This is a genomic window from Zarconia navalis LEGE 11467 (genome assembly GCF_015207075.1).
In the GTDB taxonomy this organism is placed as follows: Bacteria; Cyanobacteriota; Cyanobacteriia; order Cyanobacteriales; family Geitlerinemataceae; genus Zarconia; species Zarconia navalis.
Map to the genome: position 1 here is coordinate 1 of NZ_JADEXN010000060.1, position 14,049 is coordinate 14,049.

Sequence of the window (14,049 nt, forward strand, 5' to 3'; positions counted from 1 at the left end):
AGTAACGACTGGGTAGAGTCGGGCGGTCGTGAATCGTTACCGTTGTCCGATCCCAGATCGAATCCGGTTGAATCACCATAATTGGGGTTGCAAAGCGGAGGAAGCAGGCATTGCTGGGGGAGAGAGCAACTCGTGGAATTTGCGCGTTGACGATCGATTACCCAGATCCGATCTCAAAATACCACCCCTCATCGAGGATCGGAGTTGCTCTCGAAAGCGTCTTGCATTTGGATATCCCAAATGGTGATAATACTAAGGCTAGTCGATCGCCAATCGAGCAATTCAAAAACGGAAAAGATCGAAACGCGCCCTCTGGATGCATCTCGAGATCGCCTCAATAAACCAAATAGGTCGTATTGATATTAGCGATCGTTTTCTTGGAAAATCGTAAGAGAGGAGTTCGAGACTTGGTAGCCAATGAAGAACATCTAAGCTTGCTCAAGCAAGGCGTACCAGTGTGGAATCAGTGGCGCAAGCAACACAAAAAGATTCGGCCCGATCTTCGCGGTGTGGATTTGCGGGGAACCGATCTTAGAAAAGCCAACCTTTCCCATTCAATTTTGTTTAAAGCAAACTTCTTCGGAGCCGACCTTCAAGGTGCAAGCTTAGACCGAGCGGTTTTGTTCGGCACGAATTTCGGTCGGGCTAACTTAATTCAAACTAGTTTGACCAATACCGATCTATTTGGGGCTGACTTTACCGGTGCGAAATTGAAACGGGCAAATTTGAGAAAAGCCGATCTCACCGAAGCCGACTTCACCGAAGCCGACCTCACTGGAGCAAGTCTGGTAGACGTGCAAGCGATCGCCGCCAATTTTGAAGGTGCCACTCTCACGGGGGCTTGCGTTTCCGACTGGAATATTAACGAAACGACCCATCTCAAAGACATCGTTTGCGAATGGATCTATCTCGATTCGGTTATCACTCCGGCTGGAAAAATTCGATTTCGAGAACGACAACCGCAAGACGCACAAAAAAACTTTGCACCCGGTGAATTTATTGTCCTATTTCAGTCTTCTGCAGAAATTGTCGAACTCATTTTTTCTGACGGTATTGAGTGGACCGCTTTTTTAGATACTTTTCAACAGCTCGAGCGAGAATTAAAACATCCTAAAATTTTAATTCAAGCTTTTGAAAAGAAGTCAGATTTAACTTTTGTGATTCGGCTCCAAGTTCCGGAAGATTACGATCGAGAAGAAATCGATCGGTACTTCAACAAAGAATACAATTTGAGACTCAAAACTCTCGATCGCGCCACTCAAAAACAGTCTAACACCTCAGAGAAAACAATGAATCAAGATAAGCGAGAACAATGTGCGGACTTACTCGAAATTGCCCAAATTTTAGCGAAGTACCAGCATTCTAGAGCGAAGTAAAAACGAATTGCGAATATTAATTTTTCTATCGATCGGGAAATTTATTTTGAGAATAATCTCAATAATATGACTTAGAATAATCTGTCGCAAGAGATTTGTACGTTTAATTGATAAAATTGCGGTCGAACAGCTCGGACTAGACCGGCGAAATAAATTTTATATAAAAAGGCTTCATTGAAAATCTTTAAACTGGCTGAAAAATATCCTTAATTTAATCGCATATCTACTGATATCGACTTATTACTTATTACTTGTCATTGACCAAGGCTTCCACTCCCTTATCCAACGTTTCGTAGGTATCGAAAAACTGAAGAAATCCCGTCACTTCCATGGTTTCTCGAATTTCCTCCACCAAAGCCACCAAAACCACTTTCCCTTTATTCTCACCCACTTGTCGGTAAAGATGCAGCAGCATCCGCAAACCCGCACTCGACAGATAGGGAACTTCTGCCATATTTAGCAGTATCTTACCCGATGTTTGGGCGATCGGTAACACTCGTTCTTGAACCTGCGGGGCGGTATTAGCATCAAGATCGCCGATGAGATCGATCAAGGTGATTTCGTCGAGATTTTCGATCTGAATGTTCATGTTGAAGCGCTAAAGTTAATTCTTGTCGTTTCATAACCTCGATCGCCGATTAATTGCCGCTGATGTGGACGACAAGTTCTCGGTGATGGCGGCGCTGGCGATGTTCCCAAATGTAGATACCCTGCCAAGTTCCCAAAACCAATCTGCCGCGCGCGATCGGGATTTGTTCTGAAGTATGGGTCAGTGCTGTGCGAATGTGAGCGGGCATATCGTCAGGCCCCTCCGCACTGTGGATATAGTAACCACTTTCGGGGACGAGTTTGGCAAAAAAGTTTTCTAAATCGACCAGGACATCGGGATCGGCATTTTCTTGAATCACCAAGCTGGCGGAGGTATGGCGCAAGAAAAGGGTACACAGCCCCATCTCGATGCCGGCATCGCTGACGGTGGTTTCGATTTGCCGGGTGATGCGGGTGAGGGATTTGCCGGTAGTCTGAATTCTTAGGGTTTGCTGGTAGTGATTCACAATCGATCGAGCGCAGTGGGGTTTCGATATTTAATGTACCAGTCGATTGTCTTTTCGTTTCTGGTTCGGTTCAAAAATTCGATCGCGAGCATCTATTTCCCCGGTTTTCGAGCTGATTTTTCCAAGATCTTCACGGATTTTGTCACGAGTTTTCAGGGGTTTGAGAGCTGTGGTATACTCGGTTTTAACCAAAACAAGGGCGAAGCTTTATCTATTTACCGTACAATTATCTTACTTTAGGTCCAGCTCGAAACCATTAAATTGACAGTTTCATCGTTTCTTCCAAATTCAAACATTAAATTCAATATTTATTTTGCGATGACTTGCAGTTTTGGTAATGTCAATGGGTATAAATCGTCAAAAATCTTTTTGTTGCCATCGTACTCGTGCTTCCTATAACAGGTCAAACGCCACTGCACGGGGACACGGCCCCTACTATTACCGCGATTGTCCGTTGTCAATTGAGACAAATGCTGCAACATCTAAACCATCGGGGGTGAGATGCCAGCGTAGCAACCGAACGATCGTACCTGGGGGAGTTAGGCGATCGAGATCCCACTGTCCCGCCGCCCCCAAAATCCCCACTAGTATTTCCGGGGCAGCTTCTTCGCCATTGACCGAGATACTCGGTTCGACGAACTCCAGATAGCGCCCCTGCCGCACCTGCAGCCCCGACTCGATCGCCACGGATAAAGATTCGCGATCTCCTTTTTGGCGAACGGCAACTTGCACCTGTACTCGATTCTCGTCGGTGAAGTCGATTTGGGGGGCGATAATACTGTAGTCTCCCATTTCAAAGGTGGGAACCTCAGCCGAAGCGGTGCCGGAACTCAACGCCCGATCGAGATCTTCTTCTTCCAACACCAACCGAATTCCCGCTTGCAGTGGTTTTTCTAGGGCTTCGATCCCATCATTGAGGCGATCGAGATCCAGATCGATGGGATCGGTTTCCACTTCCAACAGGGCAATTCGCAGCGACGGGCGATCGTTATCCCCGCCCTCGATTAAAGGCGGCAACCACAATCCTCGTCCCGCAACCCTTACCCGTTCCACCTTCCCCGCCAAAATTTGGTGACTGGGGGCATTATCGATCCGGACTTGGAGTGCTTCAACTTCCTCAAAGCGATCGCGGATCGTCCCTTCTAGAGTTTCATCGAGAATCAATCCCATGGGAGAGAGCGCACTTAATAGGCTCGATAGTAGAATGGTCAGTAAATCCATTGGGAATCTTCAGAGGGCAGGGCAGCATCCAGATGTAGAACTGCTTGCCCCGTTTGGGCCGATTGCCGCGCGGCATCCGCCACTTTGAGGGCGTAAACGCTGTCAAGAACGTTCGTATACAGGGGTTTGTTTTCCAACAGGCGATCGAGTACCATCCCCGTATCTTTAGCAAACAAACCCCGACGAGGAGCAATTTCGATCGGCACGATCTCGTCTCCTCGCATTATTTTTCCATCTTTTGGAGTCAATATCAGCGTTCCTTTTGCACCATGCACCTCAAAGCGATTTTCCCGCACTCCGAAAGCATCCCCCTTACCGTAAACCACGTCGGCCATCGCGCCGGATGCAAAGGTTAACTCAGCCGTACACAAACAAGCCGTGAAAAAGTCATCCTCTGGGGCATCCCAGTACCGATCTCGACTGCTAACCCGCGTTACCTCCCCGAAGCAATCTGTCAGCCGCCGAATGCGAGATAGGGCAGCCGATAGAGGAAAACCTAATTTTTCGGGTTGGTAAGACCAGCGGCGGGGAGCGGGATGTTTCGAGGAAATGGTAATGTAGCGAGTGTAAGATACCGGTTCGATTTCTGGCAGCGAGTGAAGTAAAGCCCGATGCAACCCGCCGAGGAGTTCGATATGCTCGACGTGGAGCAATTTCTCGGAATCGGTGGCAAGGGCAACAAGTTCTTCAGCTTCGATGGGATCGAGACAGAGGGGGTATTCGACAACGACGTGTTTGCCCTCTTGCAGGGCGGCGCGGGCGATCGTCCCGTGGTCGCAGTTCACCGTACAAATAGTCACCAAATCGATATCTTCGCGCCGAACGAGCTTTTCCCAGGAGTCGATGGCTTCGGCGGAGTAAGACCCGGCAAATTCCTGGGTGCGCAAGCAATCGGAACCGACGACGGCAACGAGTTGCGATCGATCGTCATCTCCAAAAGCCTCGGCACGGCGCATGGCGGCATAACCCGTCCCTACCAAACCCACACGAATGGGTGTCGTTAGATTGTACGACGGGACGATCGAGTCGGAGTTGGGATGTTTCATTGGCGTCAAAGTTAATAAGCCATCGCGCATTGAAATTGAGAATGGAGGGGGAGACCCCGCTTTGCGTCTTGCGCGCAAAGTCGTGGTATCGACTTAAACAATTAAACAATTGTGTCAGTGAAAAGCGTGCGATCGCGCGCGGTTCCTCGCCTCCTTTGAGGGCAGCTGCGCCAACGAAGTATCGGGGTAACCTCCATCAAACCCATGAATCGAGTTCGATTTCCCTGTCGCCTGCCACGAGCGGAGCACAGGACAAAGAGGTGGAGGCGGTATTTCTCCTCAATCGATGGGTTCTGCGAATAGGAGAAATGGAATTCCAAGTTGCACGCACGACGACGAGACAGCTATGAGTTAGGGTCGAAATGCGACAGAAAAGAGTTTTGAGGTTTTCAAAGATATCTTCTCGCTCTTTTGAAAGTCATCGGAGCGCAATCGCACTTCGACAATGTCTAGAAAAAAAATGAATAAAATTTACAGCTTAAAGCTTGTACTTTTTACGTAAATTTAACTGACTGGGGCGGAAGGATTCGAACCTCCGAATGGCGGGACCAAAACCCGCTGCCTTACCACTTGGCGACGCCCCATCGAGCGAACCTTGTATATATTAGCAGTAAGTTCCCCTAGGATGTCAAGCTTTTTTTTAAGATCGTTCTATCTAAAAAACCCACAGTCAATTTAAGAGAAGATTATGACAGAGCTTGCAGATGTGGCCCAGGTCAACCAAAACTATAATAGAATTACAATCGCGCATCTTGCAGGTGTCGCCCAAAGCGATTACGACAGAATCCCAAGCAACTGTGGGTTTGTTTTTTATCGGAATCGATAGAGTAAAAGACTTGAACGATTCGCGGGTCGCTAGCTTTACCCAAATGGGGGAAGCATCGACCAATAAAATGCTGCAATGCAATGCGAAAGCATTCAAAGCAGTCCGTCAGATGAGTCATACAAGAGAGGAATCATATGTCTTCGAGCGAGGGTCGTACCCAGACCATCTTGGCAGTGGACGATAGCGCTATTACCCAGCAAATGATCCAAAGAGCTTTAGGACAAGAATATCGCGTCCTACTAGAAGATAATGCCTTAGATGCTTTGAGCCTGATTTACCACGAGCCGATTTCCGTGCTGTTGCTCGATGTTTCCATGCCTGAAATTGACGGCTTAGAACTGTGTCGAACCGTACGCAACCTGCCTCAATTTCAAGACCTTCCTATTGTCATGCTCACCGCTCGCGATAAAGCATTCGATAAAGTCAAAGGTCGTATGGCTGGTGCGACGGAATATTTGACCAAGCCGTTCGATGCAGAGCAGTTGCGCCAAGTGGTGGGGAAATATGCCAAAACTGAAGCTTAGGCCGATTCTGAAAATTAACCGTTGCTCAGTCCTGGCGTTGATGGAAATCGGCAATATTTCATGCCCTCCACTAGCTTTTTTGGCTGACAAACTGACGCAGACGCATTAGACCCAGGGTTTGCCCCAAATTCAAGGGCAGAAGGGAGATGCCTTCCAAGCGAGACTGCACCCAACCCTCACCCCAGTACCACTCGTGAAAGCCATCAATTCCTTGACTCAGCAACAGCCGCAGGTAGTTATCTCCAACAGCATCGACATGATGTTGAATCGCCATAGAACCCATCGTACTGGTGAAGGTCAATCCCTCGGCTAGTTGCTCGGGTAATCCCGCAGCAACCCGTTGCGGCCACCACCATTGTTGTAGCTGTTCGGGATAGAGCAAACTCTGTTGGATGATAGTGGCTGATGCCTCGACCTCAACTCGCAGATGGCTTTGTTGAAATATACCCAGCATAATTAACAATTCAAAGAAAACAACCTCTCAAATCGAGGATTGTTTTCAGTATGGCAGAAAAACTCCGATCGAGTTTTTGGGGTTCTGAGAAATTCCATTTCCATCGCACAAGATGAAGGAACAGCCGATTGAAAACGAACGAATTACCCGATCGATCGGGTCTCTACTCTAATAAATTCATTTTCCCCCACCAACGATCGAGGGGAAAATAGATCGCAGGTGCCCAGAGACTACTGAGAATCGCTGAGGCGAGCGTCACTCGCTGGTGGTACGTCCAAATTTCTGAAAGCGATCGCCCGGTCCCAGAGGCATCCCCCCAAAGGCTATCGATACTAAACTGAAGTGCCGTCACCGTTTCAGCCACAACGCTCATCCCGAAAACCACAAGGGCCACCGAGATAAAATCTTCCTGAATGTAGCGCTGTTTCTGCAATCGAGCCGCCAGCACCCCGACGGCGATCAAACTTGCGGCATGGGTGGGATGAGACGAACTCATACCATCTTGTACGATCCCGATGGTCAGTCCGGCCAAGACGCCTTGCCAAACTGTGCGATTGAGACTCCATGCCACTACCCAAATCAGCAACCAATTGGGTCCGATGCCCAATAGTTCCATCCCAGGTATCCGAGTGGGTAATAATAGCAAGCACAAGAGCAAAGAACCCACCGTGACGATTGCATCTAGCCCTCGACGCATCCAGGACGGCCATCGCGCTAAGGGGGTGACAAAGCTAGTTTTCCTCGAAACCATCTTCTCGTTCTTCTTGGGGTTGTTCTTCTGCGTCCAACGTGGTGTCGCTTGAAGTCTCGGAAATGGGGCGATTGGGTTCGACCAGCGCCCATTCCAAATTACCGATGGGGGCAGAAAGCTTGACGGTCGCTTCTGGAGCGGGGCTAGCATTGAGTTTCACCGATTCTACGCTCCCCACTGGCGTTCCCGGTGGAAACAACTGACTCAAAGATGAAGTCGAGACCGTATCTCCGGCTTTGACATCAGGCACTTTGTCAAAAAACTCCATCACAGCTCGTTCGGTACCCTGACCCCGGAGAAAGCCCATCGAACGACTGCGACCGATGGTGACCCCCACGCGACTGGTCGGATCGCTAATCAGAAGAACTCGACTCGTGCGATCGGTCACACTCGAGATCCGACCGACCAAGCCTCCTGGAGCCGTAACGATATATCCTTTTTTCAAGCCATCCCGACGACCGCGACCCAAAATAATATGATTCCACCAATGATGGGCACTGCGACCGATCGCTGGGGCAAAAATCGGTTGGCGATCGCGATCGCCAACCGCACCCACGAGCTGCTTCAGGGACTGATTTTGACGCTCTTGTTCTGCCAATCGCTGTTCGAGTTCGCGAATGCGAGCGTTGACCAGTTGCTCCTGTTGTGCCGGGTTAGCCTCAAAGGGGCGAGCGAGGGCTTGATACATTTCAAACAGCACCGCACCATTGGTGTGACGAACCAGCCCCGCCGCAACCAGAGCTAACACTGCCAGTACCGTTTGTACCCCGTATCGTTCCCACCAGCGACGAAACACGTATATAGAATTTCCCTTCATGGGCGTTTACATCGTGCGAGAGCGACCGCTGAACACCCGCTCTAGCTGCTTGAAGTTCTCCAAAACTCGCCCAGTTCCGAGAACCACGCAACTGAGAGGGTCGGCCGCCACGTGGGTGACAATTCCCGTTTCGTGGCTGATCAACGTATCCAATCCCTTGAGTAACGCTCCTCCTCCCGCAAGCATAATGCCTCGATCGATAATATCGGCAGCCAATTCCGGTGGCGTTCGCTCCAAGGTGCGCTTGACGGCCTCAATAATCACCGAGAGGGGTTCTGACATACTTTCGCGAATTTCCGGACCCTTGATGGTGACGGTTCTCGGCAATCCCGAGAGCAGGTGCAAGCCTCGTACGTCCATCAACTCGTCGTCTTCGTGGGTGGGATAAGCCGAACCAACTTGAATTTTGATTTCCTCGGCAGTCCGTTCCCCGATTACTAAGTTGTGAACCTTTTTCATGTACTGAACGATCGACTCGCTCAGTTCGTCTCCAGCCACTCGCACGGACTCGCTCAACACGATACCCTGCAAACTCATCAAGGCAACTTCAGTGGTTCCACCGCCGATATCGATAATCATGTTCCCTGTCGGCTCGGCCACGGGAAGCCCCGCGCCAATAGCTGCCGCTACGGGTTCGTCGATCAGGCGAACGTCCCGAGCGCCTGCTTGAAGAGCTGCATCCATCACCGCCCGACGTTCGACCCCGGTCACCCCACTAGGAATCCCGATCACGATGCGAGGGGAAACCAGGGTTCTCCCTTCATGAACCTGGCGAATAAAGTGTTTGAGCATCAGCTCGGCGGTATCGAAATCTGCAATCACGCCATCTCGTAAGGGGCGCAATGCCACCACGTTACCAGGGGTACGACCGAGCATTTTTTTTGCCTCTTCGCCCACGGCCAGAGGTAGTTTGTCATCTTGATCGATGGCAACCACCGAAGGCTCTTGGAGTACGATCCCTTTTCCAGATACATAAACTAACGTATTAGCGGTACCCAGGTCGATACCCATATCTCTAGAGAGTGAAAAGCGATTTAATAATCCCACGAACTACGTCCCCCTAAGGAATTTCTTTTGTGTGCGACCGATCGCGAGCGATCGTGATTTTGGAGATTGTGACGCTTCACGTTTGGTTACACCGCAAGAGTAACGGCAGGGGATGGTTCGGTTTGAATTCCCTGCGATTGGCTGACATAGAATACATTTTCCCCGATTGAGTTAACCCAGGCTTAAATCTGGGATGACAGTCAAACCTTACGTTCGACTGGACTTAGTATTTGAGCGTCACTCTTTTGTCTGTCCTACGGTAATTGCGATCGAGGTGGATCTTAGTATGTTTTTCGTTTTAAGTCCAGTCGAGCGATCGATTCTGATGCCCAGATTGCATTCTTCCGATGAATGTTTCCCCAAGTTGGCAGATGAAGGAGCCTGGGGTTGGCAAAATGCGTCATAATTTAAGTTGAAGGATAGTTCAACTTAAAATTATGAGTCTGAATGTGGTGACGCTTGTGGGGCGAGTGGGGGGAGATCCCGACGTGCGATATTTTGAGTCTGGCAGCGTTAAATGTCGGTTGACTCTTGCTGTCAATCGACGCAGTCGAAACAGCGATCGACCCGACTGGTTCAATCTAGAATTGTGGGGTAAAACGGCGGAGGTCGCAGCAAATTACGTCCGCAAGGGATCGCTTATTGGTGTGAAAGGGGCACTGAAAATCGATACTTGGAGCGATCGCAATACGGGTGCGAACCGATCTTCGCCGGTCATTAAAGTCGATCGACTGGATCTATTGGGATCTAAGCGCGATAACGAACCCAACTCCATCGGTCGCGACGACATGGACGAATTTTAGATCCCCTGGGGAAGACTGCAGCTCTGCCCGCCTTCCTCCAAAATGCACACTTACAATCCCGCGTAAGAGCGCTCTCCCAGCAACCGTTTAACAGCGCTCAGACAAGCTTCGATGGGTTGTCGCGGTGCGGGCTTTTCTACTTGAGGCTCGGTTGCCACGAGGGTCAGATGCCGATCTCCAACGTAGGTCTCGCCGCGCTCGAGGGCTTGCCGCAATCGACGACCGCTTTTCCAAGCTTGAAACTTCAACGCGCTCCATCGGGGGTTGGCAGGAAACAGTGCAAACCCCGCTCGCAATGCCGGAATATGTTCTTGGGAGATTAATGCTTGAATTTCGATTCCTGGGGATAATTCGATCGTCCCTATCGAATCTTGCGGTTGCTGGTTTCGCATCTTTAAATATACCTCTGATTATTTATTTTTTTGTAGCGATCGCGCAGCGTCGATCTCTAAGACACGCGCGTACCTAAATCGCTCAACCTTCAAGACCGATATCACCCAAATCTAAGGCACGGTAAAATTCTCGTTCCGGCTCCTTAATTACTTCTACACTCGTGCTGTTGGCAAATCCGCACGTTTTTGACCCAAACAAGTGGGCTAGCCATTGTAAGCTAACACGGCACGCGAACCTCATCTAGCATTCTCGGCGAGAATTTCTCCGATTCACGATCGCTCTTGACACGCGATCTCGCAGTTTTTAAATGCGGATTTTGGAGGAAAGGGGGAACGCGCCATAATAATGAGAGCGGTAAATTCATGTTTGAGGGCATCGAGATAGCAATGCACAACTCCCACCCATCTCGATCTCTCGATTCACGTCTGGAGCGAATCATTCAAAGCGTGCCTGGAGTCATTTTCCAATGTTTCCAACATTTGGATAACTCAGTCAGTTTTTCGTTTCTCTCTGCCGATTGTCGAGCCATTTTGGGAGTCTCTCCGGAAGCGATTCGAGCAGATGCTCGCCTGTTACTGAAAATGCCTCATCCCGACGATATTGATGAATTCGATCGATCTGTGGCGGTGTCGGCGGCACAGTTAACATTATGGGATTGGGAAGGACGGTTGATTTGGCCATCGGGGAAGGTGAAATGGGTCAAATGGAGAGCCGTTCCCGAACGACAATCCAACGGTGAGATTCTCTGGGATGGGTTAATCATGGACATCACCGCTCGGGTGTCCGCAGAAGATACGCTCCAACAGGCTTGGGAAGAAGTCGAACAGGAAGTTGAACAACGCAGAGCCGAGCTGAAGCAGACTCGAGAGCAACTGCAACTGACTCAGTTTCCCCTCGAGCGATCGCCCGATGCCATTTTTTTTATGAACGATCGAGCCGATTTTTTACGTGTCAACCAATCGGCTTGTCAGATTTTTGGGTATTCTCCGTCTGATTTTTTATCGATGAGCCTTTCGGATATCGATCCGAATTTCCCAGATTCAACCTGGCAGCAATATTGGGAAATTTTAAAATTAGAAGGCTCTTTTACTTTAAAATCTTTCTATCGCCAAAACAATGGAAAAACATTACCAGTTGAGGTTAGTTTAAAGTATTTAAAATTTAACGATACCGAATATAGTTATGCCTTCGTTCGTGATATTAGAGATCGCGAGGCGACCGAACAAGCCATTCGAGAAAGCGAGGCTAAATTTCGGTCGATGGTGGAAAATGCTAACGATATTATCTATTTATTGACGCCAGATAGTCTTTTTTCTTATGTTTCCCCAAACTGGAGCGATATTTTAGGACATAGTCCAGCGGAAATTCAAGGTCAACCCCATACGCTATTCGTTCACCCGGAGGATCTATATATTTGCCAAGAGGCAATGGCTAAAATTGTGACGACAGAGCAAAAACAACAATTCAAAATCGAGTACCGCATTAAACATCGTAATGGTACGTGGCGATGGCATACCTCTAATTTATCTCCCGTTCGGAATTCTAGTGGTCGGGTGCTATCTGTCGTCGGTATCGCTCGCGATATTACCGATCGTGTTTTGGCAAAAGCAGCACTTCAAGAAAGCGAACAGCGATTTCGGAATTTAGTTGAAACCACGAGTGATTGGATTTGGGAAATCAATTCAGAAGGTGTTTATACTTACGTCAGTCCGCAAATTAGCTCGGTTCTTGGATATAGCCCTCAAGAAGTTTTAGGAACGACAATTTTTAATTTAAAAGAAACTGAAAATAAGCAAAAAACTGTTGGGGTTATAAAAGAAAAATTTGCAAAACAAGAACCCTTAATTAGTATTGAAAATGTCAGCCTGCATAAAAATGGACACTCGATCGTACTAGAAACGAATGGAGTTCCATTTTTCGATCGGTCTAAAAATTTTCAAGGGTATCGAGGTATCGATCGCGATATCACCGAACGCAAACAGGCTGAAGCAAAACTCCGCCAACAAGCGAAGGATCTAAAGAAGGCACTTAGAAAACTAAAAAAGGCCCAAATGAAGCTCGTCCAAAGCGAAAAGATGTCTTCTCTCGGGCAAACAGTTGCTGGAATTGCTCATGAAATTAATAATCCAATTTGCTTTATTCATGGTAATTTATCTCATGCCAGAGACTATATTTTTGATATCTTACGCTTATTAAAGGCATATGAATCGGAGTTCGATAAAATACCCGATCGAATCGTGAAGATAGGACAAGAGATAGATCTTGAATTTATCAAAGAAGATCTGCCAAACCTTTTATCATCTATGGAAGTGGGTACAGAGCGCATTCGCGAAATCGTGCTATCACTCCGAAACTTTTCTAGACTAGACGAGTCGGCAAAGAAAAAAGTCGATCTTCATTCTGGTATCGATAGTACGTTAATGATTTTGAGCAGTCGCCTGAGAGAGACTCTCGATCGACCAGAAATTAAAGTGGTGCGAGAATATGGAATCATCCCTGAGATAGAGTGTTTTGCCGGACAACTCAATCAGGTCTTTATGAATATTATTTCAAATGCAATCGATGCCATTGACGAATCTAAAAAATTCGATAAAAACCAGACTGTTAATGGAGAAAATAATCTTATTCCGGTCGTGCGAATTACGACAGAAGTTATTTTAAAGTCGCGGACTCAGATCCCTAAAAAAATATTAATTCGAATTAAAGATAATGGTATGGGAATGACCGAATCGGTCAAATCCAAAATATTCGATCCCTTTTTTACCACGAAATCTGTCGGTAAAGGTACGGGCATGGGAATGTCCATTAGCTATCAAATTATTACCGAAAAACACCGAGGAAAATTGAGATGCCAATCGATTCTCGGGCAAGGAACTGAATTCACGATCGAAATTCCAATAACATCGTAAAATTGAACGTTGGGGATCGTCTAAGGAATGCTTGAGACCGTTCTTCCCCCAAGGTTGCAAACCTTCATCAAAAATGTGTAGGAAACGTGTAGAGTTTTGGCAACTTTCTTCCAACGAGAGGCACTAGATTAGCAGCACTTTTACCGTAATGTTACCTTGAGAAGAGAAGGAATTATAGAGAGTTAGCGATAAAGTAGAAGTTTCCCAGATTGAGCTCCCGTGTGATGCCTGTACTATGACCAAAATTCTGATCGTTGAAGATAACGACTCCATCCGAGATAGTATTCTAGAAATTCTAGAAGCAGAGGGGTACGAGGCAATTGGAACCCAAGAGGGAAAACTTGGCTATGAATTGGCGATCGCCGAAGTGCCCGATCTGATTTTGTGCGATGTCACCATGCCGCAACTCGATGGGTATGAAGTGTTGGCACTGATTCGCCAAAATCCGATCGCCACCACGATCCCATTTATTTTCCTCACAGCTAAATCAGCAAAAGGGGATTTCCGCTTAGCGATGGAACTGGGGGCCGATGACTATCTCACCAAACCCTTTACCCGCGCCGAACTCCTTGGCGCCATCGATGCCCAACTCCAGAAAAAAGCCGCAACCCATGCCTACTACATCAAAGAAATCGAGATCAAAGAAGAGCAACTCGACTATTTGATGCACTACGACAGTCTCACGGGGTTGCCCAACCGACTATCTCTCCAAGAAAAATTCGATCGAATCGGCGGCGGACAAACCCTCGATGGCGAAGAATCACCTATGATTCCCATGCTGTACGTTTCTTTAGATCGGTTCAATCAAACCATCGAAGCGTGGGGAC

15 protein-coding genes and 1 tRNA gene are annotated in these 14,049 nt (G+C 48.0%); 6 read left to right on the forward strand and 10 right to left on the reverse strand.

Annotation, left to right across the window (positions count from 1 at the left end):
• The first annotated feature begins 407 nt into the window (after window positions 1-407).
• Window positions 408-1,376: a pentapeptide repeat-containing protein gene (locus IQ235_RS05050; RefSeq protein WP_264320408.1), complete on the forward strand. Its 969-nt coding sequence runs from the start codon at window positions 408-410 to the stop codon at window positions 1,374-1,376.
• A gap of 247 nt (window positions 1,377-1,623) precedes the next feature.
• Here IQ235_RS05050 and IQ235_RS05055 read toward each other — a convergent pair whose 3' ends face one another.
• From IQ235_RS05055 to IQ235_RS05075, 5 genes are all read right to left on the reverse strand, one after another.
• Window positions 1,624-1,965 carry an anti-sigma factor antagonist gene (locus tag IQ235_RS05055; protein WP_264320409.1) on the reverse strand — a complete coding sequence of 114 codons (342 nt, stop codon included), beginning with the start codon at window positions 1,963-1,965 and terminating at the stop codon, window positions 1,624-1,626.
• A gap of 49 nt (window positions 1,966-2,014) precedes the next feature.
• A complete protein-coding gene (locus IQ235_RS05060) occupies window positions 2,015-2,431 on the reverse strand; it encodes a secondary thiamine-phosphate synthase enzyme YjbQ (RefSeq protein ID WP_264320410.1) in 417 nt (138 codons plus the stop codon).
• Between the two features lie 438 nt (window positions 2,432-2,869).
• Window positions 2,870-3,652 carry an LmeA family phospholipid-binding protein gene (locus tag IQ235_RS05065; protein ID WP_264320411.1) on the reverse strand — a complete coding sequence of 261 codons (783 nt, stop codon included), beginning with the start codon at window positions 3,650-3,652 and terminating at the stop codon, window positions 2,870-2,872.
• Window positions 3,640-4,698, reverse strand: coding sequence for a Gfo/Idh/MocA family protein (locus tag IQ235_RS05070; protein WP_264320422.1), 1,059 nt, complete (start codon window positions 4,696-4,698; stop codon window positions 3,640-3,642). The genes IQ235_RS05065 and IQ235_RS05070 overlap by 13 nt, the downstream gene beginning before the upstream one ends.
• 512 nt (window positions 4,699-5,210) lie before the next feature.
• Window positions 5,211-5,282 (reverse strand) — tRNA-Gln (locus tag IQ235_RS05075).
• Window positions 5,283-5,658: 376 nt separating this feature from the next.
• Here IQ235_RS05075 and IQ235_RS05080 point away from each other — a divergent pair.
• Window positions 5,659-6,048 (forward strand): response regulator, encoded by a 390-nt coding sequence (locus IQ235_RS05080; protein WP_264320412.1) that lies wholly within the window; start codon window positions 5,659-5,661, stop codon window positions 6,046-6,048.
• A 70-nt stretch (window positions 6,049-6,118) separates the two neighbouring features.
• Here IQ235_RS05080 and IQ235_RS05085 read toward each other — a convergent pair whose 3' ends face one another.
• From IQ235_RS05085 to IQ235_RS05100, 4 genes are all read right to left on the reverse strand, one after another.
• Window positions 6,119-6,502 (reverse strand): hypothetical protein, encoded by a 384-nt coding sequence (locus IQ235_RS05085; RefSeq protein ID WP_264320413.1) that lies wholly within the window; start codon window positions 6,500-6,502, stop codon window positions 6,119-6,121.
• A 163-nt stretch (window positions 6,503-6,665) separates the two neighbouring features.
• The gene (gene mreD, locus IQ235_RS05090) at window positions 6,666-7,253 is read right to left on the reverse strand and encodes a rod shape-determining protein MreD (RefSeq protein WP_264320414.1); all 588 of its coding nucleotides are present in this window, start codon (window positions 7,251-7,253) and stop codon (window positions 6,666-6,668) included.
• Window positions 7,234-8,070: a rod shape-determining protein MreC gene (gene mreC, locus IQ235_RS05095; RefSeq protein WP_264320415.1), complete on the reverse strand. Its 837-nt coding sequence runs from the start codon at window positions 8,068-8,070 to the stop codon at window positions 7,234-7,236. Before mreC ends, mreD begins: the two co-directional genes overlap by 20 nt.
• A 6-nt stretch (window positions 8,071-8,076) precedes the next feature.
• Window positions 8,077-9,081 carry a rod shape-determining protein gene (locus tag IQ235_RS05100; RefSeq protein ID WP_264320416.1) on the reverse strand — a complete coding sequence of 335 codons (1,005 nt, stop codon included), beginning with the start codon at window positions 9,079-9,081 and terminating at the stop codon, window positions 8,077-8,079.
• Between the two features lie 229 nt (window positions 9,082-9,310).
• Between IQ235_RS05100 and IQ235_RS05105 the strand changes: the two genes are divergently transcribed.
• Together IQ235_RS05105 and IQ235_RS05110 are read left to right on the forward strand one after the other, a co-directional pair.
• Complete coding sequence (locus tag IQ235_RS05105; RefSeq protein WP_264320417.1) at window positions 9,311-9,523, forward strand: hypothetical protein; 213 nt, start codon at window positions 9,311-9,313, stop codon at window positions 9,521-9,523.
• Between the two features lie 31 nt (window positions 9,524-9,554).
• The gene (locus IQ235_RS05110) at window positions 9,555-9,920 is read left to right on the forward strand and encodes a single-stranded DNA-binding protein (protein ID WP_264320418.1); all 366 of its coding nucleotides are present in this window, start codon (window positions 9,555-9,557) and stop codon (window positions 9,918-9,920) included.
• A gap of 50 nt (window positions 9,921-9,970) precedes the next feature.
• Here IQ235_RS05110 and IQ235_RS05115 read toward each other — a convergent pair whose 3' ends face one another.
• Window positions 9,971-10,312, reverse strand: a complete 342-nt coding sequence (locus IQ235_RS05115; RefSeq protein WP_264320419.1) for a hypothetical protein — start codon at window positions 10,310-10,312, stop codon at window positions 9,971-9,973.
• A gap of 447 nt (window positions 10,313-10,759) precedes the next feature.
• Here IQ235_RS05115 and IQ235_RS05120 point away from each other — a divergent pair, with 447 nt between their 5' ends.
• A complete protein-coding gene (locus IQ235_RS05120; protein WP_264320420.1) occupies window positions 10,760-13,222 on the forward strand; it encodes a PAS domain-containing sensor histidine kinase in 2,463 nt (820 codons plus the stop codon).
• Window positions 13,223-13,457: 235 nt separating this feature from the next.
• Window positions 13,458-14,049 (forward strand): response regulator transcription factor (locus tag IQ235_RS05125; RefSeq protein WP_264320421.1); only part of this gene is annotated, 592 nt, incomplete at its 3' end.

Bases quoted from the DNA above. Each gene is read 5' to 3' on its own strand.
- IQ235_RS05055 (WP_264320409.1), bottom strand. From the start codon at position 1,965: ATGAACATTCAGATCGAAAATCTCGACGAAATCACCTTGATCGATCTC.
- IQ235_RS05065 (WP_264320411.1), bottom strand. From the start codon at position 3,652: ATGGATTTACTGACCATTCTACTATCGAGCCTATTAAGTGCGCTCTCT.
- IQ235_RS05070 (WP_264320422.1), bottom strand. From the start codon at position 4,698: ATGAAACATCCCAACTCCGACTCGATCGTCCCGTCGTACAATCTAACG.
- IQ235_RS05080 (WP_264320412.1), top strand. From the start codon at position 5,659: ATGTCTTCGAGCGAGGGTCGTACCCAGACCATCTTGGCAGTGGACGAT.
- IQ235_RS05085 (WP_264320413.1), bottom strand. From the start codon at position 6,502: ATGCTGGGTATATTTCAACAAAGCCATCTGCGAGTTGAGGTCGAGGCA.
- mreD (WP_264320414.1), bottom strand. From the start codon at position 7,253: ATGGTTTCGAGGAAAACTAGCTTTGTCACCCCCTTAGCGCGATGGCCG.
- mreC (WP_264320415.1), bottom strand. From the start codon at position 8,070: ATGAAGGGAAATTCTATATACGTGTTTCGTCGCTGGTGGGAACGATAC.
- IQ235_RS05100 (WP_264320416.1), bottom strand. From the start codon at position 9,081: ATGGGTATCGACCTGGGTACCGCTAATACGTTAGTTTATGTATCTGGA.
- IQ235_RS05105 (WP_264320417.1), top strand. From the start codon at position 9,311: ATGACAGTCAAACCTTACGTTCGACTGGACTTAGTATTTGAGCGTCAC.
- IQ235_RS05110 (WP_264320418.1), top strand. From the start codon at position 9,555: ATGAGTCTGAATGTGGTGACGCTTGTGGGGCGAGTGGGGGGAGATCCC.
- IQ235_RS05115 (WP_264320419.1), bottom strand. From the start codon at position 10,312: ATGCGAAACCAGCAACCGCAAGATTCGATAGGGACGATCGAATTATCC.